The sequence below is a fragment of the Rhodanobacter panaciterrae genome (assembly GCF_014651895.1).
Classification (GTDB): Bacteria; Pseudomonadota; Gammaproteobacteria; order Xanthomonadales; family Rhodanobacteraceae; genus Rhodanobacter; species Rhodanobacter panaciterrae.
Genome location: NZ_BMXT01000001.1, coordinates 804,931 through 828,950, shown reverse-complemented (window position 1 = coordinate 828,950; position 24,020 = coordinate 804,931). Strand labels below are relative to the sequence as shown.

22 protein-coding genes are annotated in these 24,020 nt (G+C 63.4%); 9 read left to right on the top strand and 13 right to left on the bottom strand.

From position 1 onward, the window contains the following. The first annotated feature begins 123 nt into the window (after positions 1-123). Entirely contained in the window at positions 124-1,512 is a 1,389-nt protein-coding gene (locus tag IE071_RS03745; protein WP_229792731.1) for a sensor domain-containing protein, read from the top strand. A 69-nt stretch (positions 1,513-1,581) separates the two neighbouring features. Here IE071_RS03745 and IE071_RS03740 read toward each other — a convergent pair whose 3' ends face one another. Continuing rightward, the gene (locus tag IE071_RS03740; RefSeq protein ID WP_189439808.1) at positions 1,582-1,926 is read right to left on the bottom strand and encodes a zinc ribbon domain-containing protein YjdM; all 345 of its coding nucleotides are present in this window, start codon (positions 1,924-1,926) and stop codon (positions 1,582-1,584) included. 181 nt (positions 1,927-2,107) lie between these two features. Here IE071_RS03740 and IE071_RS03735 point away from each other — a divergent pair, with 181 nt between their 5' ends. Beyond that, positions 2,108-2,473 (top strand): VOC family protein, encoded by a 366-nt coding sequence (locus IE071_RS03735; RefSeq protein WP_189439807.1) that lies wholly within the window; start codon positions 2,108-2,110, stop codon positions 2,471-2,473. Between the two features lie 40 nt (positions 2,474-2,513). On the opposite strand, the gene IE071_RS03730 is transcribed toward IE071_RS03735, so the two are convergent. Both IE071_RS03730 and IE071_RS03725 read right to left on the bottom strand, forming a co-directional pair. After that, positions 2,514-3,218: a 2'-5' RNA ligase family protein gene (locus tag IE071_RS03730; RefSeq protein ID WP_229792730.1), complete on the bottom strand. Its 705-nt coding sequence runs from the start codon at positions 3,216-3,218 to the stop codon at positions 2,514-2,516. Between the two features lie 430 nt (positions 3,219-3,648). Then, positions 3,649-4,023: a hypothetical protein gene (locus IE071_RS03725; protein ID WP_189439806.1), complete on the bottom strand. Its 375-nt coding sequence runs from the start codon at positions 4,021-4,023 to the stop codon at positions 3,649-3,651. 279 nt (positions 4,024-4,302) lie between these two features. Between IE071_RS03725 and IE071_RS03720 the strand changes: the two genes are divergently transcribed. Further along, entirely contained in the window at positions 4,303-4,716 is a 414-nt protein-coding gene (locus IE071_RS03720) for an OsmC family protein (RefSeq protein ID WP_189439805.1), read from the top strand. A 35-nt stretch (positions 4,717-4,751) separates the two neighbouring features. On the opposite strand, the gene IE071_RS03715 is transcribed toward IE071_RS03720, so the two are convergent. The 4 genes from IE071_RS03715 to cycA form a co-directional block, all read right to left on the bottom strand. Continuing rightward, positions 4,752-5,018, bottom strand: coding sequence for a DksA/TraR family C4-type zinc finger protein (locus IE071_RS03715; protein WP_189439804.1), 267 nt, complete (start codon positions 5,016-5,018; stop codon positions 4,752-4,754). Between the two features lie 97 nt (positions 5,019-5,115). Continuing rightward, positions 5,116-6,846, bottom strand: a complete 1,731-nt coding sequence (locus tag IE071_RS03710; RefSeq protein WP_189439803.1) for an AsmA family protein — start codon at positions 6,844-6,846, stop codon at positions 5,116-5,118. A 115-nt stretch (positions 6,847-6,961) separates the two neighbouring features. Next, on the bottom strand, positions 6,962-7,765 hold the full coding sequence (locus IE071_RS03705; protein ID WP_189439802.1) for an alpha/beta hydrolase: 804 nt from the start codon (positions 7,763-7,765) through the stop codon (positions 6,962-6,964). Between the two features lie 41 nt (positions 7,766-7,806). Beyond that, positions 7,807-9,186, bottom strand: a complete 1,380-nt coding sequence (gene cycA / locus IE071_RS03700; protein WP_189439801.1) for a D-serine/D-alanine/glycine transporter — start codon at positions 9,184-9,186, stop codon at positions 7,807-7,809. A 277-nt stretch (positions 9,187-9,463) separates the two neighbouring features. Here cycA and IE071_RS03695 point away from each other — a divergent pair, with 277 nt between their 5' ends. The 3 genes from IE071_RS03695 to IE071_RS03685 all read left to right on the top strand — a co-directional run bounded on the left by IE071_RS03695 (position 9,464) and on the right by IE071_RS03685 (position 14,159). Then, a complete protein-coding gene (locus tag IE071_RS03695) occupies positions 9,464-10,840 on the top strand; it encodes a serine hydrolase domain-containing protein (protein WP_189439800.1) in 1,377 nt (458 codons plus the stop codon). A 154-nt stretch (positions 10,841-10,994) separates the two neighbouring features. Then, positions 10,995-12,347: an FUSC family protein gene (locus tag IE071_RS03690; RefSeq protein ID WP_229792825.1), complete on the top strand. Its 1,353-nt coding sequence runs from the start codon at positions 10,995-10,997 to the stop codon at positions 12,345-12,347. Between the two features lie 264 nt (positions 12,348-12,611). Beyond that, positions 12,612-14,159, top strand: a complete 1,548-nt coding sequence (locus IE071_RS03685; RefSeq protein ID WP_189439798.1) for a glycosyltransferase family 39 protein — start codon at positions 12,612-12,614, stop codon at positions 14,157-14,159. 64 nt (positions 14,160-14,223) lie between these two features. On the opposite strand, the gene IE071_RS03680 is transcribed toward IE071_RS03685, so the two are convergent. The 3 genes from IE071_RS03680 to IE071_RS03670 form a co-directional block, all read right to left on the bottom strand. Continuing rightward, positions 14,224-14,706: a hypothetical protein gene (locus IE071_RS03680; protein ID WP_189439797.1), complete on the bottom strand. Its 483-nt coding sequence runs from the start codon at positions 14,704-14,706 to the stop codon at positions 14,224-14,226. A 113-nt stretch (positions 14,707-14,819) separates the two neighbouring features. Next, the gene (locus IE071_RS03675) at positions 14,820-16,850 is read right to left on the bottom strand and encodes an alkaline phosphatase family protein (RefSeq protein WP_189439796.1); all 2,031 of its coding nucleotides are present in this window, start codon (positions 16,848-16,850) and stop codon (positions 14,820-14,822) included. Positions 16,851-17,062: 212 nt separating this feature from the next. Then, positions 17,063-18,694, bottom strand: a complete 1,632-nt coding sequence (locus IE071_RS03670; RefSeq protein ID WP_229792729.1) for a multicopper oxidase family protein — start codon at positions 18,692-18,694, stop codon at positions 17,063-17,065. Between the two features lie 262 nt (positions 18,695-18,956). Here IE071_RS03670 and IE071_RS03665 point away from each other — a divergent pair, with 262 nt between their 5' ends. Both IE071_RS03665 and IE071_RS03660 read left to right on the top strand, forming a co-directional pair. Further along, positions 18,957-19,646 (top strand): glutathione S-transferase family protein, encoded by a 690-nt coding sequence (locus IE071_RS03665; RefSeq protein WP_189439795.1) that lies wholly within the window; start codon positions 18,957-18,959, stop codon positions 19,644-19,646. Positions 19,647-19,685: 39 nt separating this feature from the next. Further along, on the top strand, positions 19,686-20,396 hold the full coding sequence (locus IE071_RS03660) for a DUF899 family protein (RefSeq protein WP_189439794.1): 711 nt from the start codon (positions 19,686-19,688) through the stop codon (positions 20,394-20,396). Between the two features lie 103 nt (positions 20,397-20,499). Here the strand turns inward: IE071_RS03660 and IE071_RS03655 are convergent, their stop codons facing one another. Together IE071_RS03655 and IE071_RS03650 are read right to left on the bottom strand one after the other, a co-directional pair. Further along, a complete protein-coding gene (locus IE071_RS03655; protein ID WP_189439793.1) occupies positions 20,500-20,856 on the bottom strand; it encodes a YciI family protein in 357 nt (118 codons plus the stop codon). A gap of 206 nt (positions 20,857-21,062) precedes the next feature. Further along, positions 21,063-21,446, bottom strand: a complete 384-nt coding sequence (locus IE071_RS03650; RefSeq protein WP_189439792.1) for an ArsR/SmtB family transcription factor — start codon at positions 21,444-21,446, stop codon at positions 21,063-21,065. Between the two features lie 100 nt (positions 21,447-21,546). On the opposite strand from IE071_RS03650, the gene IE071_RS03645 reads away from it, so the two are divergent. Continuing rightward, positions 21,547-22,293, top strand: a complete 747-nt coding sequence (locus tag IE071_RS03645; RefSeq protein ID WP_189439791.1) for a glucose 1-dehydrogenase — start codon at positions 21,547-21,549, stop codon at positions 22,291-22,293. 60 nt (positions 22,294-22,353) lie between these two features. Here the strand turns inward: IE071_RS03645 and IE071_RS03640 are convergent, their stop codons facing one another. Further along, positions 22,354-23,835: a DHA2 family efflux MFS transporter permease subunit gene (locus IE071_RS03640; RefSeq protein ID WP_189439790.1), complete on the bottom strand. Its 1,482-nt coding sequence runs from the start codon at positions 23,833-23,835 to the stop codon at positions 22,354-22,356. Positions 23,836-24,020: the final 185 nt, after the last annotated feature.

Here is a 24,020-nt window from a genome sequence, read left to right as displayed (position 1 = left end):
AAGTGAGTGTTCTCGTGACAGTCCTTCCATGCCTGCTTGAGCAACTGCGGCGGCGCGTTAGGATAGGACCATGATCTGTACAGGCCACGCTCGATCCGTATGCCGCCTCCTGGCAAGAGGCGCATGACCATGTCGCCTGCAGTGACGGAGCCCGGCACCAACGTTCCGCTCGGCAAGGTGATGGACCTCCTGCTCGACGCGATCTGTGTGGTCGATGTGCAAGGTCGCTACGTTTTCGTCAGTGCCGCGTTCGAGCGTATCTTCGGCTATACGCCGGAAGAGATCATCGGACGGCCGATGATCGAACTGGTCCATCCCGACGATCGCGCGCGTACGCTGCAGGCGGCCAACGAGATCATGGCCGGGCAGCCCAAGCCGCATTTTCAGAACCGTTACGTGCGCAAGGACGGGCAGGTCATTCACATCATGTGGTCCGCACGCTGGTCGGCAGCCGATGGCATGCGGATCGCCGTGGCGCGTGACATCACTGAACTCAAGCGCGCCGAGTCGATGCAGGTGGCGCTGCACGCGATCTCCGAAGCCGCTCACTCGGCCGAAGATCTGCTGGCACTGTTCCGGTACATCCACCAGATCGTCGGCAAACTGCTGCCGGCCAGCAATTTCTTTGTGGCCCTGTACGACGCTGAGAAGGATGAACTGAGCTTCCCCTACTTCGTCGACCAGTTTGACGAGGCACCTGCCCCGCGCAGACTGGACACCGGCACACTCAGCGCTGAAGTGATCCGCAGCGGCAAGGCTTTGCTGCTGACACCCGATATCCAGGTTCCGTTGTCGGAGTTTGTCGGACCCATCGTCGGCCGCGATTCGCTGGAATGGCTCGGCGTGCCGCTCCGCACGCAACGCGGCGTCATCGGCGCGCTAGTGGTGCAGAGTTATTCGGGCGACGTGCGTTACACCGAAAAGGACAAGGCCCTGCTGCAGTTCGTCTCCACCCAGGTGGCCGCGGCGATCGAGCGCAAGCAGACCGAAACCTGGCTGCAATACATCGCGCGACACGACCAGCTTACCGCCCTGCCCAATCGCGAACTGTTCCACGACCGGCTGCGTACCGCGCTGGCCAGGGTCCGCCGGGACAGGACGAGGCTGTCTGTGCTCTATCTCGACCTGGACAGGTTCAAGCTGGTCAACGACAGCTTTGGCCATGACGTCGGCGATCTGTTGCTGCGCGAAGTCGCCACTCGGATCAGCCACTGCTTGCGCGAGTCGGACACCGTCGGTCGCATCGGCGGCGACGAATTCGTGGTGTTGCTCAACTGCATCAGCCAGCCGGAGCACGCAACGTCGGTCGCCGAGAAAATCCGTTTCGCACTTGAGCAACCGTTTGAACTGGGCGGCCACTGCCTGCATATATCGTCGAGCATCGGAATAGCCGTCTATCCAGAGCATGGCGAGGAAGACAGGCAGTTGATGCGGCATGCCGACGATGCGATGTACGGCGCCAAGCGACAGGGTGGTAACCGGTCGGTGATGAACGACATGCCCTTGCCGTAAGAGCCGGCAGCGGCACCTCCATCCCGTTACGGGGCGCGCCTTCGGCGCACCAGGCAGATTCCTCAGCCGTCAGGCTTTTTTCAAATAGCAGACCTTCAGCACCAGACCCTTGATCTTGTCCGAATTGCCTTCGATGTGCTCATTGTCGCCGTCGACCAGGCGGATGTTGCGGATCAAGCCGCCCTGCTTCAGCGGAATCGACGAACCCTTCACTTTCAGGTCCTTGATCACCGTCACTGTGTCGCCGCTGTTAAGCACGTTGCCGTTGACGTCCCGCACCACCACGCTGGCGTCTGTCGCATCCGCGCTCGCCATGATCGGCCATTCGTGGCCGCAATCGGCACACACATGGTTGTCGCCGTCCGGGTAGACGTTTTCCATGGCACATAACGGGCAAGCGGGAATCTGGGACATCGGTCAATCCTGGCAGTTCATTCGATCAGGCCGCGAGTATACGGACCAGTGCGCGCCTGGCCGAGCCACGGATGCGCAAAATCGGCGCGCAACATGGGAAGATGAGGCCTGTCACTCCGCCCTTCACGCGCCCGACATCTACAAGGCGCTAAATCTGTACCTGTTACCGCGGAGACACGTCATGAACGCACATCCGGTTTTCGCCACTGTTGCCGTGAGCGATTTCGCTGCCTCCAGCGCTTGGTATGCCCGTCTGTTCGGTCGTGCACCCGACAACCGCCCGAGCGCATCCTGCGCCGAATGGCAGATCGCCAAATCCACAACGATCCAGGTGCTGCCCAGGCACGACTCTGCCGACCAGCAGAACCATGCGGGCTCAGCCACGGTTGGCATCATCGTCGACGACCTCGACAAGGTACTGGCAGGACTGCAGGGTCGACATATCGACGCGGCCCCACCACAGACCGCCACCCACTTCATGCGCTTCGTTCCGGTGAGTGATCCGGACGGCAACATGGTGACCTTCGTCGAGTCGACTGCCGGCTAAGCTACGTAGAGCTGTGCGATCAAGGATATCGCGCAGCCCTCTATTCCTCGCCTGGAAGCTGGGGCAGCTCCGGCATGTTGGCCAGTTCCGCCAGCAAATCATGCATCTCGGGCTCAGACTCGATCGCCAGCGGCCAACGCCCGATCACTTCGTATTTGGACTGGCCGAAGAAACTGCGTATCAGCACGAACTCACGCACGTGCCAGTGAATCGGAGCGATCGATTCCTCGATCGCGTCGACCGCGTGCCCGTGCAACAGGGTCACGTGGGGCAGGAAGCTGGAGACTCCGCTTACCTGCAGCCCAACCCGGGCCTGCGCTGCGGCGATCGCCTTGCGCAGCTGCAATGCCGACTCGGTGGTGGCGGTGTCCGCACACAGCACGAACGGGAACTGACCGTCCTTGGCGCTGAAACGCATCGCCGAATCCAGGGCGGCGACAAAGCCGCTGGCACGCACCTCGCCGGCCGCAGCCAGCAACGCACTTTCCAGGGGTTGCCGCAAGCGCTCAGGCTTGCCCATCGGGCACAGCAACAGATGCAACCCGTAGATGCCAACCGGCGATCCGCTGACCCGGTGCGACTTGCGGAAACGCTCGCCCACGCCGGCGATCTCGGACCTCGCGAGGTCATCCGGCAGCACGGCAAAGAAGTAGTTGATGCCAGGCGCAAGTTCGGATTGATTCGATGAGGTGGAAATGGCCAGTGCCTCCCCGGCAAGCACGGTTATGAAAAGCGGTTGTGCCAACGATACTCCGCGACCATGCCACAAGGGTGCGGGATTGACCGGCAGCAGTCATTCCACTGCCAGCTTACCGGGCCGCGGCGGCCGCCGTCAGCGCCTCTGCCAACCTTCCCCGTTCATGCAGGCATCGAAGGTGGCGTCGCGTGCCTGCCCTGCTGACTGAGCCGCCGCGAGGGCATCGCAATTCTTCCGGGCCGTGTCGAACGGTGTGGCATGGTCGCCATGCCAACCATACGTGGCGCAGGCAGCCAGCAACAGGTACCCTGGCAGCAGGAAAATCACCAATCGCAACCTGGCCATACTTCCTCCCCTTTGCGTAGCTGCCGACCCGGATGCAGATGCCACGCGCCGGTCAAACCAGGACACCGCAGGCAGTGGACCTGAAGCGCGTTGCCGCACAGCACGACACTCTGGTTTGCAGATCCACTCCCGCTCAGCGCATGCGCAACCAGTGCACCTGGATGCCGTTTGCCTGGTCGTCGGCCCGCTGCCCTGGCCGACTCGCGAGAACCTCACCCCAGAGGGTTTCCGTGCCGGACTCCTGCGGCCGGTCCACACGTACATGCTCACCTTGCCCCAGCGGGAACCCGGTCTGGAGAACCATCGCTTCGTCGTTCTGCCAGACCAGCACGGCCGGCTTGGTAACGCCGGCACCCCATCCAAAATGGATATGCAGGTCCAATGGCGGTGCCGAACCACGATTGTCGAGGTGCCAGTCCCCGGACTTGTTCAGTAGCGACCCCAGTTGCGGGTCATTCCAGTCGACTCCGGAAATCGACAATATCGGGAAAGACTTGTTGTCTGCCATGGACGTAAACCTCCAGTCGGAGATCAACCATTGAGCATCCTGCTGATCTGCGGCTCGCCACGTCGGATCGACACCGTCGAAGCTCGCACGCGTTCATTCGAAGTGTTGCCTTGGAACCGGCCCACATACCGTTCAGTCAGGCACGGCGCGATAGTAGCGCAAGGCAAAGCTTGCCGCTGATCAACACCATGCGGGCGCGCGGCAGCCAGGACCTTCCTTTGGCACCTGCATGTGAATGAGACGATGATGAGTGGATCTACCCGACCTGAGAACACGCCCATGACCCTTGCGACCGTCCGCGCCGTCACCGGCTCCACGCCGTTCACGGTGACATTGACCGATGAGTCAGGGCACAGCTGGCTGGCGGACGAGCCAGCCGACGCGGGTGGCGCCGATGCCGGGCCGTCACCGCATCACTTGCTGCTTTCCGCGCTCGGCGCCTGCACCGCGATCACCTTGCAGATGTATGCGGCACGCAAGCAGTGGCCGCTGACCGGCGTCGGCGTCGAGCTGCGCTTCAATCCCGACGGCACACCCGCGACCGGCAACGACATCGCGCGCGCGATCACCCTGCAGGGATCCTTGACCGAGGAACAGCGCGAGCGCCTGCTGCAGATCGCCAACCTGTGCCCGATCCACAAGGTGCTGACTGGCGAGGTACGCATCGCCACGCGACTGGAAACGAACGTCTAGCGCAGCGTGGCCGAAGGCACTCGCCCTAACGCTGCTCAGCGCAACTGGCTGTCCTTGCTGCCGCGACGGTTGTAGAGGCCGGCGCCGCGGCTCTCTTCGTCATGCGCTTCCTGGCAGGCCACGCACAAACGCACACCCGGTACGGCCTTGCGCCGCGCCGCTGGAATCGGCACATCGCATTCCTCGCAGCGCATCAGCCCAGGGCCCTTGTGCAACTGCTGGCGTGCGCGTTGCACCGCGTCGTTGACCGTGGCGTCGATCTGGTCTTGCACGGCACCATCGCCTGCCCAACCCGTTGCCATGGGAACCTCCGAAAATCTCAGATCCTGTCAATGTGTAGGCATCGACCACGAATATCCAGCGCGGTCGGCCATGCGCTGCGCCGGACGACAAACACGCCTAGTGTCCCTTCTTCGAGCCCAGCGCGCCCTGCAGCAAACCGTTGAGCACATCTTTCTTGCTGGTCGATTTGCTGGAAGTGCCCGTACCCATCGCCGGAGAGCCCGTGTTCTTCGAGCCCGCAAGACCCGCCTTGAGCAGGCCAGTGACGGCGGTCGGGTCGATCTTGAAGCTGGGCGCGCTGGCGGTGCCTGTCACATGCACGCCGATACCCTGCGCGCTGGCGCCGCCAAGCACGCCACCAAGCAAGCGTCCCGCGCCCGAATTGCCGAGCAGGCCGCCGATGCCTTGACCACCCTGACCTCCGCCGGTGACAGCCTGGTCAAGTTTGACCAGCATGCGGAAGTCGAGCTGCCCGTCCTTCCCCATGCTGCCCTGCCCGGCGATGTTGCCAAGGTCGACGATGTCCGCATGGACCGGGTCGGAGCGGATGCCCGACGGCGCGATATTCAACGTTGCGTCGGCATGCCGGATCACGGTGTCCTTCGGTGTCTTGATCCCGGCCAGGGTCAACGCACCGCCGAGTTTCGAACCCAGACTGAAACCGTTCAAGCGGGAGTTGTCCAGGGTCACCGGGCCGGTAATCACCAGTGCGTCGAGCGGGCCCTGCGCATGCATGTCCACGCCCAGAGTGCCGCCGCTTAGACTGGAGTTTTTCGGCAGCACCACGCCGAAGACCGGCAACAACGGCTCCAGGTCATCGACCGGCAACTGCTTGCCATTGATGTGCAGGTCCAGCTGCATGACCTTCAGCCGGTTGTCGAAGCTGCCGTTGATGGTTACATGCGTCGCGCCAATGCCCAGTGTGGAATGGTCGATGCTGCCACGGCCACTGCTGAGCTCGTAGCTGGCTTCATAATCGATGCGCACCGGCCGCGGCGAGGCCGAACCCGCAGCCACCAGCTTGAGCTGACGCGCATCGATACCGCCTTTCGATTGCAGCGCACCCTTGTCCGAGTTGATGCGCGTGTCGATATCGAGCACACCGCCGACGCCAGCGCTGCTGCTCATCAGTCCGGCGCCGACCAGGTCCAGGTTGTGCATGACCAGGTGTGCATCGACCGGCGTCAGCACCGCATTGGTTGCGTTCCACGGACCGAGCTTGCCGTCGAGCTGCAGCGTTCCACCACCGGCAATCGCTGCACTCATCGAGAACGGGAAGGCGGCACCGAGACCGACGTGGTCAGCACTCAACTGCACGTTCTGGTAGCTGCGTGCGCCGCCGACGGCGCGCGCAACGTCGATGCGGCCATCTTTTATGCGCAGCTGGTCGACGCTGAACGCAAGCGGCTGGCTGGGCGTATTGGCCGGGGTTGCCGCGGGAGTCGGGGCCGCCGCACCGCGGCCACCGAACGTGGCAAAGTTCCAGTTGCCGTCGCGGTTCTGCGACAGGCTGACGCTGGGCTGATCCAGCGTCAGCGAGGTGATCTGCAGTTCGCGGTGCAGCAGCAGCGGCCACAGGCGCACACCCAGTTCGAGCGAGTGCGCACTGATGAACGGCTGCGTGCCGAACGCCGGATCATCGCCGATGTGGATATCGTCGGCGTCGAGCGACCCTTCCCACACCGCTACATGCAGCTTGCCCAGCGTCACCTCGCGGCCCAGCGCCTTGCTGAGCGTGGTCTGGATCTGGGGACGAAAGTGATTGACGTCGACCAGCAGCAGCGCGCCCACGCCGAGTACGACCACCATCAGCACAACAACGACAATTCCGATCAGCAGACGTTTCATGTGCACTACTCCCGCAGGATTGATGCGGCACGTGGTCGCCGTTCGATACTAGGACGCTGGTTGGCTGGCGTCGAGCGCCGATCGAGGCGTTTCCATGCGCTGTTGTGTCCAGGCGCTATTCCGGCGGAAACAACTGGCGAAAAACCCTGGGCGAAGCATTGATATAGATGTTGCTGTGGTGCAAGTCGGGCCATGCCTGGTAAAACCAGATCAGCCCATGCGGCGCATTCGCGCGCAATGCCGCTTGCAGGACCTCGCCGGCATCGCCGATATCGTCGTCGCTCGCGGTGGCGAAATAAAGCGTTCCGGTCAAACCCGGCCTTGCCTTCAGGCGCGTGGCAGCGGAGTGTGCCAGTGCCATGTTGTTCCACCACAGGCTGGGGCTGAGCGCGATATACGTATCGAACAACTTCGGCTGCAGCAAGAATGTCTCGACGACAAACAGGCCGGCAAGGGACTCGCCGACGATCGCTGTCTTGTCGCTTGTGCGATAGCGCTGACGCACCTGCGGCATCAACTCGTTCGCGATGAACGCACGAAACGCCACCGAGCCGCCCACATGCACGGCGATCTTGCGATCGCTGTCGACATCGGTCGGGCCGGTCATGTCGCGACGCCGCTCGGTGTTCTCGATGCCGACCACGATCATCGGCCGCATCTCGCCGGCACGGATCGCCGAGTCGACATCGGTGGCGACATGCGGAAAGTCCTCCTGCATGCCGCCGTCAGGCATGTACAGCACCGGGTAACGCGCATTCTTCGCCGCGGCGTAGCCGGGCGGTGTGTAGACGTTGATGCGGCGGACTTCCTTGAGCAGCGCGGAGTCGATGGTGAACGACGCATGCGCCGGCATCGCCGCACCGGCCGCCACGGCGTCACCCGCTAACGCCGCAAGCACGAACAGCACGAACCATCTCATGCACCGTCGGATCACACTGTCGCTCCAGTCAATGCATCGAATCACACACGCCGTGCCCGGCGCCCCTTCCACAGATAACCCACCGCCAGCAGCACGAACCAAAGTGGACTGACCAGCAGCGCCTGGCGGGTATCGTCCCGCAGGCTGAGCAGGGCCAGCACGAAGACGAAGAACACCAGGCAGACCCAGCACATGAACACGCCGCCGGGCATCTTGTAGTCCGACGCTTCATGCAGTTGCGGGCGCTTGCGCCGATACGCGATATAAGCGAACAGGATTAGCGACCAGACGAACATGAAAAGTATCGCGGACAACGTGGTGACCAGGGTGAACGCGGTGATCAGGTCTGGGATCAGGTAGATCAGGGCCGCACCCAACAGCAGGCAGAAGCAGGAAAACAGCAGGCCGCGCGACGGCACTGCCGCACGCGACAACCGGGCAAACGCCTTCGGCGCATGATTCTCCTCGGCTAGACCAAACAACATGCGGCTGGTGGAGAAAATGCCGCTGTTCGCCGACGAAGTGGCCGAGGTCAACACCACGAAGTTGATCAGGCTGGCAGCAGCCGGGATGCCGGCCAGTACGAACAGCTCCACGAACGGGCTCTTGCCCGGCTCGACCATGCGCCACGGCGTCACCACCATGATCGCGAGCAGGGCCAGCACGTAAAAAATGATGATGCGTACCGGAATCGAGTTGATCGCCTTGGGCAGGTTGCGCCTCGGGTCGGCCGTCTCGGCGGCGGTAGTGCCGACCAGCTCGATACCGACGAAGGCGAACACCGCGATCTGGAAGCCGGCGAAGAAGCCGCCCAGCCCCTTCGGGAAGACACCGCCGTCATTCCACAGGTTGGCCACCGACGCCACGTGCCCCGATGGCGAGCGGAAACCCCACGCGACCAGGCCGAAGCCGGTCACGATCAGTGCGCAGATCGCGATGATCTTGATCAGCGCGAACCAGAATTCCATCTCGCCGAACAACTTCACCGTGGCCAGGTTCAGGCTCAGCAGCAACAGCACGCACAGCACCGCCGGAATCCACGGCGCCAGCCCCGGAAACCAGTACTGGGCGTAGGAGGCGATCGCGATCACGTCGGCGATCGCGGTGATGATCCAGCAGAACCAGTAAGTCCAGCCGCAGAAGAAGCCGGCCCATGGTCCGAGCAGGTCAGTGGAAAAGTCGATGAACGACTTGTACTCGAGGTTGGACAGCAGCAGCTCGCCCATCGCGCGCATCACGAAGAACAGCATCACGCCGATGATCAGGTAGACCAGCACGATCGACGGCCCGGCCAGACTGATCGTCTTGCCCGAGCCCATGAACAGGCCCGTGCCGATGGCACCACCGATGGCGATCAGTTGCAGGTGCCGGTTGGACAGGCTGCGCCTGAGGTGCTCGGGGTGCTCCAGCGATGCGGTCATGTTGCGCGCCTTTGGCGTGTGGGATGCGCCAACATAGAAGAAACACAGCCGCACCGCCAATGGCACGTCTATCGGACCCCGTAACGGGCAACATCGAAAAGCAGAACAAGAAGGCGTTGGGCGCGTCAGCCCGTGAGCTGTCGAGACCTGTCACTGCCAGAGTCACGAAGAATCGGCTAGCGTGGCGTCGACACGCGACGCACGGGCCGGCAGAATCCTGCCGCTACATCCGAAGACATTCATCTACCACGCATAAAGGAATCCTGTGCCGAAGCGCATGAAAGGAATGATCCGGTGGAAATTCCTCATCACCTTCGCACTGGTGGCAGTGATGGCGGGACTCATCGCGTGGAAGCGGCCGGACCGGGCATTGCAGGTCGCCACCGCCAGCGTCGCACAGACGCTATGCGCGGACGTGTTCGTTTCCGGCCTCGCGCCGGATCGGGTGTTTGCCGAGAACATCGCGCCGATGCAAGGCATGCGAATCCTGCTGCCGCACCTGCGCTATGCCGTCGACACCACGCAACGAACCGTGACCGCACAATGGCATGGCCGCTTCACCAGCGTAGCGACCTACTACCCCGGCTACGGCTGCGCGCTGCCCACGATGACACCGGATGCGGCAACCCTGCAGGCTGCGCGTGAAGTGGCGTCAGCTGCAACGACCTCCGCGCCGCCCGTCGTCAACACCGACCCCGCCATCGTCGACGCGCTGACACGTGCCTTTGCAGAACCAGCCAGCGGGCCTCACCGCAACGTGCACGCGATCGTGGTGCTGCACGACGGCAAGCTCATCGCCGAACGCTATGCCGCCGGCGTCCACCCGGATACGCCGCAACTCGGTTACTCGATGAGCAAGTCGGTAGTGAACGCCCTGCTCGGCATCCTGGTCCGGCAGGGCAAGCTGGACATGCACGCACCGGCACCCGTGCCGAGCTGGAGTGCACCCGCCGATCCGCGTCATGCCATCACGCTCGACCAGCTGTCACGGATGACCTCGGGCCTCGACCTCACCGAGGACGACAGCGGCTTCGATCCGGTGTCCACCATGCTGTTCCTGCAGAAAGACATGGCCACGTACGCCGCACATGCTGCGCTGCGCATCCCACCCGGAACACAGTGGGAATACACCAGCGGCAACACGCTGATCCTGGGCAGCATCCTGCGCGACACCGTCGGTGGCGGCGCGCCCGGCCTGATCCGTTTTGCGCGTCGCGAGCTGTTCGATCCGCTCGGCATGCAGCACGTGCTGATGGAATTCGATGGCGCGCAAACCCTGGTCGGCTCCACCCGCATCTACGCCTCCGCCCGCGACTGGGCGCGCTTCGGTCAGCTCTACCTCGACGATGGCATGCTCGACGGCCGCCGCATCCTGCCCGAAGGATGGAGCGCCTATGTCAGCAAGCAGACGCTCGACAGCATCTACGGCGCCGGCTTCTGGACCAATACGGGCACCGCAGCGGACGGCAGCCACATCATCACCGGCATGCCTGGCGATGCGTACTTCGCCTCGGGAATGAACGGGCAGCGCATCGTCATCGTGCCATCCAGGCGACTGGTGATCGTGCGGCTGGGTTCCACCCTCGACCCGCCAAACTTCGACATGCGCGGCCTGGTGCGTCTGGTCAATGACGTGTCGGCGGCAGTGCACTAGAGCGCGCATCGAGAGCAGGCATGCGAAAGTTGCGCTCCACTCCTTCACCGATCGCCTTGTTGCACGAATGACTTCCACTGCCATGGCAACGCCGTCACGCACAACAGCACCTGTTGACGCAGCCCTGCGTGCATTGCGGGAAGCCAGCGTGACCATGCTGGCCGCCATCGCCACGCTTCTATGCGCCTTGGCGTTTGCTCCGGGGCCGGGCCCGGCGGTACTGGCCGTGGTGCTGTGCCTCTCGCTCTCGCGCAGCCAGCTCGACCGCGACCTGCGCGGTCGCATCGAGGCAGCCATCGCATTGCCCGTCGTGGGCATGGTCGCGGTCGGCGTCGGCATCCTGCTGCATCGCGTGCCGTGGCTCGGCGCACTGGTCTTCGTCTGCGGCATGTTCGTGTCGATCTGGTTGCGCCGGTTCGGGCCGATGGCGCAACGAGCCGGCTCGCTGATCGCGCTGCCGTTCGTGGTGCTGCTCACCACACCGCACATTCAGGCGGCACCAGCCAGCGTCATCCCGGCGTCGCTGGTACCGATACTCATCGCGCTGCTGGCTTTACTATGGGTGGGCGTGCTGCATGCGCTGGCCCGTCGCCTGCGCGTTCTGCCACCAATGCGCACACCGGAACACCCGACACCGACGCCAGCACACGAAAGCTCGCTGCGCCCGATCGCGAGTACCCGGATGGCCATCCAGATGGCCGTCGCGCTCAGCCTGTCCTTCGCGCTCGGCTACCTCTTCTTCGCCGAGCGCTGGGCATGGATCGTGCTCACCGCCGTCATCGTCAACAGCGGCAACCGCGGCCGGCTGGATGTTGCATACAAGAGCATGCTGCGCGTGCTGGGCGCCGCGACCGGCACCCTGCTCGCCTTGACGTTCACTGTCCACCTCGGATCCCACGACATGACCACGGTCGCGTTGATCCTGGTCGCCGTCTTCCTCGGCCTGTGGCTGCGTCCGCTGGGTTACGCGTGGTGGGCGCTGTTCGTCACCCTTGCGCTGGCCCTGCTGCAGGGCTACTCGGGTTCGTCGGCACCACTCATCCTGTGGCCCCGCCTGGAAGAAATCATGATCGGGGCGATCATCGGCGTCGCCTCCGCCTGGTTCGTGCTGCCCGTGCGATCAACCACCGTGCTGCGGCGACGGATCGCCAACGCTCTGGCCATCCTTGCCGATGCGCTGGATCCGGCGACGCCCGCACGCCGATCCGATGATTTCGTGGCCGCCATCGTGTCAGTGGAACAGATCGCGCCGGCATTCCGGGCCAGCCGCCTGGTCACGCGGCACTTCACTGCCAACCAGCCGGCGGATTGGGTCGATGCGCTCGTGGCGTGCCGGGCGCCAGCGGTCGCACTGCTCGATCGGGGCGAAACGCCGGGCACCGTACGCAAAGCCGTCGGGGCAGCGCGCAAATCGGTGCGCGATCCCGCGGAATTGCAACAGGCGTTGCGGGAATTGTGCCGTTCGCTGGAGAACACTCCCGCAAACACGGGGCAGGCGGCCGACTGAAAAAAGGCTTCCCCCGTTTCATCGCGTAATCGAGACAAGATCGTGTCGGCAGTAGCACCCATCCATGCCGTTCGCCCGACGCCAGACTGAACGCGAACGAGCACGTAATTTCGTGCTGACAACCGATCGAGCTTGTTCGCGTTAGCTTTCACATCTCGGCCGGGATGGATCGCTGCATTGCCATGTCGGTGAAATATTTCGTCTCACGATCACGATGCATGCTTGCACATGATCGCCCGCGCTCAATCGCTATGGCATCCACCCATGAACTCGCCCGCACCGGACGACAACAGGCCAACCGGCGCCATCCCGAAATGGCCGGCAGGTGATATCGCATGGATGATGTTGGTGCTGTGCATCGGCCTGCTGGCCAGACTGCTGCATATCGCACGTCAGCCGTTCTGGCTCGACGAGGCACTCACCTTTCAACGGATCCATCTCAGCACAGGCCAACTGATCGCGGACAGTAACTCCAACCGGCATATGCCGAGTTATTTCCTGCTGCTGCAATTGATCTCGCAGTTCAGCCCGGCCAACGCCATGTTGCGAATCCCTTCGGCGCTGTTCGGTACGTTGTCTGTTGGCATGGTGTTCGCCATTGCACGGCGCGTCGGCGGCCGCAGCGCCGCCATCGTCGCCGGGCTCCTGATGGCGCTGTCGCCGCTGCAGGTGCAGTACGGCCAGGAAGCCCGCTCCTACACGCTGGTCACCTTGCTGATCACCATCACACTGTGGGGCCTGGTACGCCTGGCACAGAATCCTGCGCGAGCCTCACTGGATATGCGCCATCCGGATTTCGACGTATGCGGTTGGGCGTCTTATGTGTTCGGCACGATCGGCGCACTGGATGTGCTCAGTGATGCGGCACCTTGGCTGATCGCCGCCAATGCTTCGCTGTTTCTGATCTGGCGCAGTCTGCGCCTGGAACCGTCACCCGACCTGCGTCTTGGCTTCCGGCGCAACTGGCTGCTGAGCGCGGCGATCATCCTCGTGTGCTGCGTGCCTTTCTACGCTGCGATTCTGGCTGCGAGTGATGGCCAGATGTTGCACAAGTTCGACTGGATTCCTCCCTTGAGCTGGCAAAACCTCAAGGTCGCGGCCAAGAGCGCGTATCTGATGCGCATGGCCGCCGTGGTTCGATTCAGTGTGCTGCCCACGGTCGTGCCCTTGCTTGGCTTCCTGGTGGCGATGCTGGGAGCCGTCGGGCTATGGCGCATGCGCGGCCGGCTGGAAGGGCGCGTGCTGCTGCTGGGCTTCGCGGTATTGCCGCTATTGCTGCTTGCGATCTCGCTGCTCAAATCCATGCTGCTGCCACGCTATATCCTGTGGAGCGCCGCACCGTTTTTCGTGTTGGCCGGCATCGGCGCCGCCACCCTGCCGCGTCGCATCCTGCCAGTCGCGGCGACCGTGTTGATGCTGCTGTGCATGGTCAATCTTGCACCGGTCTACAAGACCGAAACGAAACCTCGCTGGGACATGGCCGCCGCTATGCTGGCCGCCCATGTGCATCCCGGCGATACCGTATTCACCGGCGATCCGAACGCACCCACCATGCTCGCCGTGCTGCGCCCCAAAGGCAGTGTGCCGATCGGAACTACCGCACTGGTGACGCCGCAGCTTGACGTAGCGCTGGCACGCTGGAAACAGGGCAGCCGCGTCTGGGCGGTGAATGGTCGCTCCGCACTCGGTCAGCGCGAGGACCTGGATGCCTTCAAGGGTCGCATCGCTGCCCTTGGCACTCCGACCCTGGAAATTCCCGAAGGCAAGGAAATCACCATCCTGATGTTCCCTGCACCCAACGATGCCGATTGACTGAAACAGCAATGGGCACTGTGTATCGGGTATACCGCATGTCGACCGTGGCGGCACCTCCCCCTCAGTCGCTGGGCCCGGTGCATGCCGCACGGCGCTGACCTTCAACCTGCAGGATCTCACCACGATCCTGCAGCACGATGCCGGCCGTGTAGTGCTCCGCGGATTCGAAGTCCACATGACCACGGCCATGTAACGGCGGATTTCCGCTGCAGTTCACCGCCCATGCCAGGGCCGTGCTGCTCCGATGCTGCTCGCCGATCTGACACGGGGCGAGTGCAGGCAGGGAAAATCTGGCGAAAGTGGCCCAGGGATCGTCACCCTCGTTCACACAATGCCATTCGATCACCGGCTTGCCACGGTGACCATGATCGACCGGCGTTTTCACCACTTTCCACAGCCCCGGCATCGCCGCGAAATCGCCGGGGTCGGCATGACCCGGCGAGCTGACGAAGCCGGCCGCTGACAACAGCATTACCAGAATAAAATTGCGCCTCACGACGGCGCGATGGCAAGGTCGCCGGGCATGCCGGATGAAATCAGTCATGACTGGAACGTGCTCCGCAGCCTTTGGAAAAAATGGGCATCCGCATCATGCCGGACGCCGGAACCGACGAAACGCCCTGCCTGCAGACAGGCAGGGCGCGATCCGCACGAGGCTCAGTCCTTGGTTGCCGCCACCGTCGTATCGGACGGATGGAAGTCGAACATGTCCATCAGGTTGCCGATCGCCGGCGCATTGACCGGCACATAGGGGTCGCTGCTCCGCGCGACCGGGTTGGGCAGGTTGTCGCGACTGCGTGCCGAGATCGCCTCGTGCAGGCCCCAGTTGGCCTCGACGAATTTGTCGAAGGACACATGGTCGTAGTACGTGTGCACCACGCGGCCGCCTTCGGAGTAGCGCGAAACCACCAGCAGCGGGATGCGCGTGCCATCGCCAAAGAAGTCGATCGGCTGGATATAGCCTGAGTCGTAGTAACCGCCACCCTCATCGAACGTCACCATGATCACCGTGTCGTTCCACACCTTCGGGTTCGCCTTCGCCATCTCGACGATCTTCTTCACGTAGCCCTCGAACAACTCCAGCTTCGAAGAGGCCGGGTGGCCGTCCAGAATGCCGTCGGGCTTGGCGATCGACACCGCAGGCAGCGTGTCGTTCTGGATGTCGGTGTAGAGGTCGTTGATGTCCTGGTTGTTCTGGCGCAGATCCGGATTGGTCATCACCTGGGTGGAGTACAGGAACGGATCGCAGATGTTGCAGAACGTGCCAGCCTCGCCGTTTTCCTTGCCGTCACCCCAGCCCTCGCCGTAATACTTCCAGCTGACGCGATGACGCTCCAGCAGCAGTGCGAGGTTGTCCTGCATGGTCGGTGGAATGGTGAACTGCTGGCTGCCCAATGGCGCAGGCGTGCCATCGCCGAGGTAGCCCGGGTTGTAGTTGTTCACCAGGTAGTACGCCCCCGGCTTGCAGTCGGTGCCGCGGAAGGTGCGGTAAGGCAGTGAATGCAGATACGACTTGACCGGCGCCACGCCTGGCTGCGCATCGTCGGCACAGTTGACGTAGGAACCGCCACCGTAACCGTCCTGCACATACCAGTTGTTGGTGCCCGGCTGTGCATTCGGGTTCTCGATCTGGTTCGCCGGCGGCAACACCGGATGGCCTTGCGCGTCGGCGTAGTAAATCAGGCTGCCGAAGCCGAGCATGATGTGGTTGGCACCGGTGCCGCCCATCACGGACTGGTGGAAGTTGTCGCTCAGCGCGTAGTTGCGCGCCAGCTCGGCGAAGTACGGCGCGTCACCCTGGGCGATATTGAGGAATTGCATGGCCGTGGAACCTTCGCCGGTACTCTGCTCGTTGAAGCCGGCCGGCTGCGGCGCACCGTCGTTGCCGGCACCGATGCTGGTCTCGACCCAGGGGAACAGATCGTTGCGGCAACCGCTCGGATTGCGCGGGGTAGCGGCCTGCACGTTGCAGTCGAGCTGTTGCCACATCTGGAAGAAGCGGTGCACCGGGCTGTTGGCGTAGTCGTTGCCACTGAGCGATGCATGCATGTCGACCGGCGCGTTCGGCAGCTGGCTCGGGAAGCGTGTGTCGATGACGTGGCTGGGCAGGCCGGTGCCACCTTCGGCGAGCTCGGCGTAGGCATCCTGCGGCAGTGCCGGCTCGATCGACTGTGCCTGCGCCGCCGACGCGAACGGCGCCTGGGTCGGCGCACCGCCGGTGTTCATGGCCGGCAACTGTGCATAGGGCGACGTGCGGGTCGGCGCCGGCGAATAGGCACCCGTGTTCGATGCCTGCCACTGACGCGCGAGGGCGACGTTCGGCCCTGGCGTACCGTCCGCATTGACGATGCCTTCGGACAGCAGGTTGCGCACGCTCTGGCCACGCGGCGGCTGGTAGGTGGCATAGACGTGATCGAAGGTACGGTTTTCACCGATCAGAAGGATCACGTGCTTGATCGGCGTCACCGTGAGATCACTGCGGTCGCCAGCGTGCGTGGGACGATGCAAGGTGACGACACCACCGGGCAAGCCAGGCTGATGCTGCGCGCCAGCGGCCGGCAGCTGCTTGCGGTACGTCGCGCCCTTGTCGGGTTGAGTGGTCTGTGCGCTGACAACACCGGCAACGCTGGCAACCAGCACACCGATGAAGAGCGGTTTCAAACGTTTGTAGCCAAACACTGTGGGCATGACTTGGATCTCCTGCTGACGATCGAGTGTTCCCCCTGATTGCTGGCTTGCGTGCGCAGGGCGCTCCGCGAGCCGCCGGCAGTGTGATCCGCGCAGATGACGCTACATTGGCATTGTCGCGACAGCGCACGTGCCGAACATGACGTTACGGCTACGGCGCTCGATCGCGTGCGCGCAACTCACGCCATACGCAATTGCAGAAAACCGGCGAATCAGCTAGGCAACAGCTCATACGGCCGCATCATTTCGTTGTCCTCGTGCTCGAGGTAATGGCAGTGCCACACATAGCGGCCGGGCTCGCCTTCGAAGCGCATCGCGATGCGCGTGACCATGCCGGGATCGGCTCGTACGGTGTCCTTCCAGCCCGCCTCGTGCGGCGGCGGCAGTTGCGCCGGGCCGGTGTACTTGACGATGCGGTGGGCGTTCCACGCGAACAGATCGAACGGACGACGATCGATCACCTGGAAGCGCACCAGATGCAGATGGATCGGATGCGCGTCGCCGGTCAGGTTGACGAAGCTCCAGGTTTCAATCGTGTTCTGCTTCGGCTTTTCGGTGATCGGATCGGACCACATCTTGCCGCCGAGCGTCATCATCATCGGGTTGCCGCTGGCGTCGTCCTGTTCGCCCACGGTCAGCATGCGATCACGCACCGCAATTGCTGGATCCATGCGTGGCACCGGCCGCAGCGTGGCCGGCAACACTGACGCATCGTGTCGCCCGCGATCGCGCACACGAAATTCCAGGATCTCCGCGGACTGCTGACGCAGATGTATCGCCTGCCCTGCCATGCCCGTGAAGTCCACTACGACATCGGCGCGCTCGGCCGGATAGAGTTCGATACGCGAGCGCTGCAGCGGTGCGTCCAGCAACCCCTGATCGCTGCCGACCTGCTGAAACACATGTCCCTGCGACAACGACAGATCGAAGAAGCTGGTGTTGGCCACGTTGATCAGACGCAAACGATAACGCCGCGGCTCTACCTCGAAATAGGGATAGAGCTTGCCATTGCACAACACGGCGTTGCCGCGACATTCCGATACCCATGGCGCCGACGGATCATCGGAGGCCGGGTAATACAGCTGGCCGTCCTGTGCGATCAGGCGGTCGCACAGGATCAGCGGTAGGTCACAGTCTCCTGTTGGCAGGCCAAGCGCCTGCTCCTCCGCATCGCGCACATTGAACGCACCGAACAACCCGGCGTAGACGTTCAACCGTGTGATACCCATCGCATGGTCGTGGTACCACAGGCTCGCCGCATCCTGCGCGCCTGGATAGTGCAGCAACGCCGAATGACCCGGCACGAACCAGTCCTCCGGCCAGCCGTCGCTGCTGGCCGGCACGCGCGCGCCGTGCACGTGCGTTACCGCGCGCACGGCCGGTTTCGAGCGCTCAGCCCCGTGAATGTTGTGGTCGATTGGCAGAAAATGCTTCGTCGGCGGCGCATTGACCCATTCGATCAGCAGCGGCTCGCCGCGCACCGTCTCGAAGGTCGGGCCAGGTGAACGGCCGTCATAACCCCACAGTGGTGTCGGCGGCAGATCGCGATGCAGGCGCGCGCTGAACGCGCGCATCTCCATCCGGTAATACGGCAGCATACGGCCGGGATACGCCGGATGCGTGCGTCGGCCCGCCGGCCAGGCAATCGGCGGCACCGGCAGCGGGTCGACGAAACGTGCCAGCGTGGCCGGATTCACCAGCGACATCTTCGGCGCCGCCAGCGTCGGCATCGCCATGCGCATCGGCATCGTCTGTGCTGGCGCCGCACGCAGTACATCGGCAAGCACAAGGCCGCCGATCACGCTGCCGGCCCCGCACAGGAAGCGACGGCGTGAGAGCGTCACCGTTCACCACCGCAGCCAGCATGATCGGCGGCGCAAACATGAGTGGGGGCAAGATGCCGCCCGCAGAAACGTCGTGTGTGTCTCATCCAGCCACCCTAGGCAGGGCGCATGACAGACATATGGCAGGATTCCGGCGAAGGCCGGAATGCACCGACAAGCAAATTTCCCGACCCTGTCGATTCCAGCCGTGCCCGTTCGTCGCAAGGATGAAGAAAACGGATCCGGATCAGCGTTCCGGGCCGCCACAACTCAAGGAGCCACCATGTCGTCCAGCCATCACGCCACGCCCGGGCACGATCTCGTCCTCTACGCCCATCCGTTCTCGTCGTACTGCCAGAAGGTGCTGGTCGCGCTGTACGAAAATGGCACGCCGTTCGAATGGCGCCTGCTGTCGCAGGACCAGCCGCAGGTACTGCAGGAATGGGCAGCGCTGTGGCCGTTGCAGCGTATGCCGGTGCTGGTCGACGCCGGCCGCACGATCGTCGAGGCAAGCATCATCATTGAATACCTCGGCCTGCACCATCCCGGGCCAGTGTCGCTGCTGCCCACCAATGCCCGCAGCGCGCTCGATGTGCGCAGCATGGATCGCTTCTTCGACAACTACATCTCGACACCGCAGCAGAAAATCGTGTTCGACAGCCTGCGGCCGGAAGCGGAGCGCGACGCCCGCGGTGTCGGCGACGCACGCGCGATGCTGGACACCGCTTACAGCTGGCTCGACAAGTACATGGCCGATCGCGAATGGGCGGCCGGTGACCGTTTCAGTCTGGCCGACTGCGGCGCCGCACCGTTCCTGTTCTATGCCGACTGGACGCATCGCATCGACACCTCGTTCGCGCATGTGATCGCCTATCGGCAGCGGTTGCTGGCACGGCCGTCGTTTGCGCGCGCCGTCGACGAGGCGCGTCCGTATCGCCCGCTGTTCCCACTCGGTGCGCCTGCTCGTGATTGAATCGCCGCGACTGATACCTGCCCCAACAGGAGATCGACCATGACCCAAACCCCCACCCTTGTTCCCGCTGCCGAACTGGCGAAGCGCAACAGCATGCGCTTCCCGAACGAAAGCGCCGACTACCGCCATGCGCGCAACGCGCTGTTCATCGAGGAGATCGAACTGCGTCGTCACATCGAACGCGTCGCCGAGCAGCGCCGTGCCCTGCCGCCCGGCGGCGAGGTCACCGGCGACTACCGTTTCGAGGGCGTACTCGGGCCACTCGATTTCGCCGGCCTGTTCGGCGACAAGCAGACTCTGGTCGTCTACAGCTACATGTTCGGCCCGCAGCGTGAGCGTCCCTGCCCCATGTGCACGTCGTTGTTGAGTGCCTGGAACGGCGAGGCACGCGACATCGGCCAGCGCGTGGCACTGGCCGTGGTCGCGCGCTCGCCGATCGAGCGCCTCACTGCCTTCGCGAAGGAACGCGGCTGGCGCGACCTCAAGCTGTATGCCGACACCAACGGCAACTTCAGCCGCGATTACCACGGTATCGACAAAAACGGCGGCGACGATGCCGCCATCAACGTGTTCACCCGTCGCGACGGTACGATCCGCCACTACTGGAGCGGCGAGATGGGTAGCGAAAGCGCCGACCCCGGCCAGGACGCGCGCGGCGCGCCCGACCTGATGCCGATATGGACCATCCTCGACATGACACCCGAGGGGCGCGGCACGGACTGGTATCCGAAACTCGATTATCGGGATTGATATCGGCGTCCATGTCGGCAGCACGTTGGCTGCTGACATGGACACGTTATTCGATCAAGCGAACCGGAATGCCTGGAACGTCCAAGCCGCCATCAACACCGCATCAAGGCTCTGGGTGCGTTTCCAGCTGGCGCACTTCGCAGGTGATGTCCCACTCGTCGCCGTGGACCTTCAGAAAGCGCTCGGTCCAATAGATGGCCTCTTCCATCGATTTCGTCTCCATCAGCGCGTAGCCGCCGATCACTTCCTTGGTCTCGGTGAAGGGGCCGTCGATCACGCTGATCTTGCCGTGGGATAGCCGCACGCGCACGCCTTCCGAAGTCGGACGGAGTCCGGCGGTGTCGAGCATGACTCCGGCCTTGGTCACCTCCTCGATAAGCTTGCCCATGTCGCTCATCAGCCGCTCGCTCGGTTGCAGTCCGCTGTTCTCGTTGATCCTGACCATTGAAAGGAATCGCATGGCTCCATCTCCTGTCGTCTGCTGATTGGGCCAGGCACCGGACGATGGCACGTCCTGCAAGCACCACGGCTATCCATGCAACGTATGGCAGGCTGCCGGATCGACATGTCAGGCATGCCTATCTCCGTCCGGGCTGTCGATTCATGCCGATCTGTTCGTCGGCCATTGATGGGGCCGAGTGAACTGGCCCCGGGGGGACGCCGAGTTCAGCCGCCCTGCTTCCTGGCAGCAGCCTGCTTGCGCTTGGCGGCGCGGACGCGGTCGGCGGACTGGACGCCATGTGCCTTCAGGATCGCGGGAAGCAAACCGGGGAAGCGCTGCTCGATCTCCATGCAACGGCTGGTGTTGTGCATTTCCACACCGCGCCGCTCGCTATGCACCAGCCCGGCTTCGCGGAGCGCGCGGAAATGCTGTGAAAGCGTGGACTTGGGGATGCTGCGGTCACTGATCTGCAGGAAGTTCGAGCAGATATTGGTGCACGTCGCACCCGCCAGCTCCGCATAGATCGCCACTCGTACCGGATCGGACAGGGCATGCAGGATGCCCTCCACGGTGATGTCTTCGATCGATGGGTGAGTCAGCGGCCTCATGGTTTTGATGGTAACAGCCCTTGACATCTAGTTCTATAGTTCATAAGTTACGAACTATTGAAGTACAGAACCTTTCTCAACCCGCACCAAAGGAAATGTCATGAGCAAGCTCACCGGTAAAGTCGCCATCGTCACTGGCGCATCCAAAGGCATTGGCGCGGCCATTGCCAAATCACTGGCCGCCGCCGGCGCGTCCGTGGTCGTCAATTACGCCTCCAGCAAGACTGGCGCCGAAAGCGTCGTCGCCGAGATCGGCGCGGCCGGCGGCAAGGCGGTTGCCGTACGCGGCGATGTCTCCAAGGCCGCCGATGCGCAAGCCATCGTCGATGCCGCCATCGCGCAGTTCGGCCGGCTGGATATCCTCGTCAACAACTCCGGCGTCTACGGATTCTCCCCGCTCGAAAGCATCACCGAGGAAGACTTCCACCGGCACTTCAACGTCAACGTACTCGGCTTGCTGCTGACCACCCAGGCCGCCAGCAAGCATCTGGGCGAAGGCTCCAGCATCATCAACATCGGCTCCGTCGTCACCCGCATCACGCCGCCGGGCAGCGCGGTCTACACCGGCACCAAGGGTGCCGTGGACGCCATCACCGGCGTGCTGTCACGCGAACTGGGCCCGCGCAAGATCCGTGTCAACGCATTGAACCCGGGCATGGTCGAAACCGAAGGCACTCACACCGCCGGTTTCATCGGTTCGGATTTCGAGGCTGGCGCCGTTGCGCAAACGCCACTGGGCCGCATCGGCCAGCCGAACGACATCGCCTCCATCGCGGTGTTCCTGGCTTCCGATGATTCGTATTGGCTCACCGGCGAGCAGTTGCTTGCTGGCGGCGGCGTGCGTTAAACAGCGACGTCCCAAAGGGCGCATTCCGGCATCGGAATGCGCCCGGGTGGGTACTGGAATTCAAGGCATCGACGCGACCTGATCGCTTTCCGTCACGCCCGAGGTCGTACGCAGCAGCGCGGCACCGAGCAACGCACCCAACGCAGCGAAACAGGCGCCAACCAGGAACGCGGTTTGATAGCCGCTGGCGAGCGCGACAAGCGGCGGCTGACCACTCGTCAGCAGGCCTTCGCTACGTGAAGCCGCGAGACTGGCAAGAACAGCCAGACCCAACGCACCGCCCATCATGAAGGAAGTGTTGACCACGCCCGAGGCAAGCCCGGATTCGGAGGCAGACACGTCGCTCATGGCAGCCAGCAGCACGGGATTGAACGCGATGCCTGCGCCCAGGCCGAGCAACACCATGCCGGGCAGAATATCGATCAGGAAATGACCACCGACCGGCGCACGCGCGAACAGCAACAACCCCGCCGCAGCCATCAGCAGGCCAAACGCCAGCGGGCGACGTATACCGAAGCGCATCACCAGCTTCGCCGAGATGCCCAGCGAAAACACGGCCATGATCAGGTTCGCCGGCAAAAAGGCCAGCCCAACTTCCATCGGGTTGTAGCCCAGCACCAGCTGCATATAGAGCGCGGAGAGGAAGAACCACGCAAACATCGCCGCCGCCCACAGCACGCCGACGATATTGGACACCGCCAGGTTGCGCAGTTTGAACAGCCGCAGCGGCATCAGTGGCGTGCTCACGCGCGTTTCGATCAGCAGGAACGTCGCCAGCAAGGCGATCGCAATGAGCAGTTGCCCGAGCGTGCGCTGCGAGGTCCAACCCAGTTCGTTGCCGTTGACGATCGCATAGACGGCCAGCATCAGCGCCGCGGTCACGGTCACGGCACCGAGCACATCCAGATGCCGTGATGCCGCCTCGCTCGACACCGCCGGCAGCAGGCGCAAGGAGAGCACGATCACACCGATGCCGATCGGCAGGTTGACCAGGAATACCCAATGCCAGCTCAGGCTGCTGGTCAGCACACCACCCAGCATCGCACCGAGACTGCCGCCGCCGGCGCAGACGAAACCGTAGACACCCATCGCCTTGGCGCGATCGGCAGCTTCGGTGAACAGATCCATGATCAGCGACAACGCCACCGCCGTGACCACGGCACCGCCGAGCCCCTGCACACAGCGCGCAATGACCAAGGCAGCTTGCGTGGTGGACAGGCCGCAGGCCAGCGATGCCAGGGTGAACACCACGATGCCGAGCAGGAACAGGCGTCGATGCCCGTACAGATCACCGAGCCGACCACCGAGCAGCAGGAAGCCGCCGTAGGTCAGCATGTACGCATTCACCACCCAGGCCAGCGACGTCGCGGAGAACTTCAAATCCGTCTGGATCGATGGCAACGCGACATTCACGATCGTGGTGTCGAGCACGATCATCAAAACGCCAAGACACAGCACCAGTAACGCCAGCCAGCGCCGGTCGTGATGCGCATGCCTGCGTGGCGGCGTCGCAGTTGGGCTGTCGATAAGTGCTTTGCTCATGCATGGATCTCGCGGATGACGGGTTCATGCCGCCTGATCGGCGGCCTCACTCTAGCGTCGAACGAGCGCTCCCGAAATCGACATGCGCCGCGCCCCGGGGAAACTCATGCCGCGTCAATCGTACACATGGCGGGGCAGTCACCACACTCTGATCACGTACCTGGTTGCATCCCAAAGAATGCAAC

What these genes read in the sequence shown, in the direction of transcription:
- IE071_RS03645 (WP_189439791.1), top strand. Translation starts at nt 21,547, where the DNA reads ATGAGCAAGCTCACCGGTAAAGTCGCCATCGTCACTGGCGCATCCAAA.
- IE071_RS03685 (WP_189439798.1), top strand. Translation starts at nt 12,612, where the DNA reads ATGAACTCGCCCGCACCGGACGACAACAGGCCAACCGGCGCCATCCCG.
- IE071_RS03735 (WP_189439807.1), top strand. Translation starts at nt 2,108, where the DNA reads ATGAACGCACATCCGGTTTTCGCCACTGTTGCCGTGAGCGATTTCGCT.
- IE071_RS03705 (WP_189439802.1), bottom strand. Translation starts at nt 7,765, where the DNA reads ATGAGATGGTTCGTGCTGTTCGTGCTTGCGGCGTTAGCGGGTGACGCC.
- IE071_RS03665 (WP_189439795.1), top strand. Translation starts at nt 18,957, where the DNA reads ATGTCGTCCAGCCATCACGCCACGCCCGGGCACGATCTCGTCCTCTAC.
- IE071_RS03640 (WP_189439790.1), bottom strand. Translation starts at nt 23,835, where the DNA reads ATGAGCAAAGCACTTATCGACAGCCCAACTGCGACGCCGCCACGCAGG.
- IE071_RS03715 (WP_189439804.1), bottom strand. Translation starts at nt 5,018, where the DNA reads ATGGCAACGGGTTGGGCAGGCGATGGTGCCGTGCAAGACCAGATCGAC.
- IE071_RS03660 (WP_189439794.1), top strand. Translation starts at nt 19,686, where the DNA reads ATGACCCAAACCCCCACCCTTGTTCCCGCTGCCGAACTGGCGAAGCGC.
- IE071_RS03690 (WP_229792825.1), top strand. Translation starts at nt 10,995, where the DNA reads ATGCTGGCCGCCATCGCCACGCTTCTATGCGCCTTGGCGTTTGCTCCG.
- IE071_RS03720 (WP_189439805.1), top strand. Translation starts at nt 4,303, where the DNA reads ATGACCCTTGCGACCGTCCGCGCCGTCACCGGCTCCACGCCGTTCACG.
- IE071_RS03695 (WP_189439800.1), top strand. Translation starts at nt 9,464, where the DNA reads ATGAAAGGAATGATCCGGTGGAAATTCCTCATCACCTTCGCACTGGTG.
- IE071_RS03710 (WP_189439803.1), bottom strand. Translation starts at nt 6,846, where the DNA reads ATGAAACGTCTGCTGATCGGAATTGTCGTTGTTGTGCTGATGGTGGTC.
- IE071_RS03740 (WP_189439808.1), bottom strand. Translation starts at nt 1,926, where the DNA reads ATGTCCCAGATTCCCGCTTGCCCGTTATGTGCCATGGAAAACGTCTAC.
- IE071_RS03680 (WP_189439797.1), bottom strand. Translation starts at nt 14,706, where the DNA reads ATGACTGATTTCATCCGGCATGCCCGGCGACCTTGCCATCGCGCCGTC.
- cycA (WP_189439801.1), bottom strand. Translation starts at nt 9,186, where the DNA reads ATGACCGCATCGCTGGAGCACCCCGAGCACCTCAGGCGCAGCCTGTCC.
- IE071_RS03745 (WP_229792731.1), top strand. Translation starts at nt 124, where the DNA reads ATGACCATGTCGCCTGCAGTGACGGAGCCCGGCACCAACGTTCCGCTC.
- IE071_RS03650 (WP_189439792.1), bottom strand. Translation starts at nt 21,446, where the DNA reads ATGAGGCCGCTGACTCACCCATCGATCGAAGACATCACCGTGGAGGGC.
- IE071_RS03675 (WP_189439796.1), bottom strand. Translation starts at nt 16,850, where the DNA reads ATGCCCACAGTGTTTGGCTACAAACGTTTGAAACCGCTCTTCATCGGT.
- IE071_RS03655 (WP_189439793.1), bottom strand. Translation starts at nt 20,856, where the DNA reads ATGCGATTCCTTTCAATGGTCAGGATCAACGAGAACAGCGGACTGCAA.
- IE071_RS03725 (WP_189439806.1), bottom strand. Translation starts at nt 4,023, where the DNA reads ATGGCAGACAACAAGTCTTTCCCGATATTGTCGATTTCCGGAGTCGAC.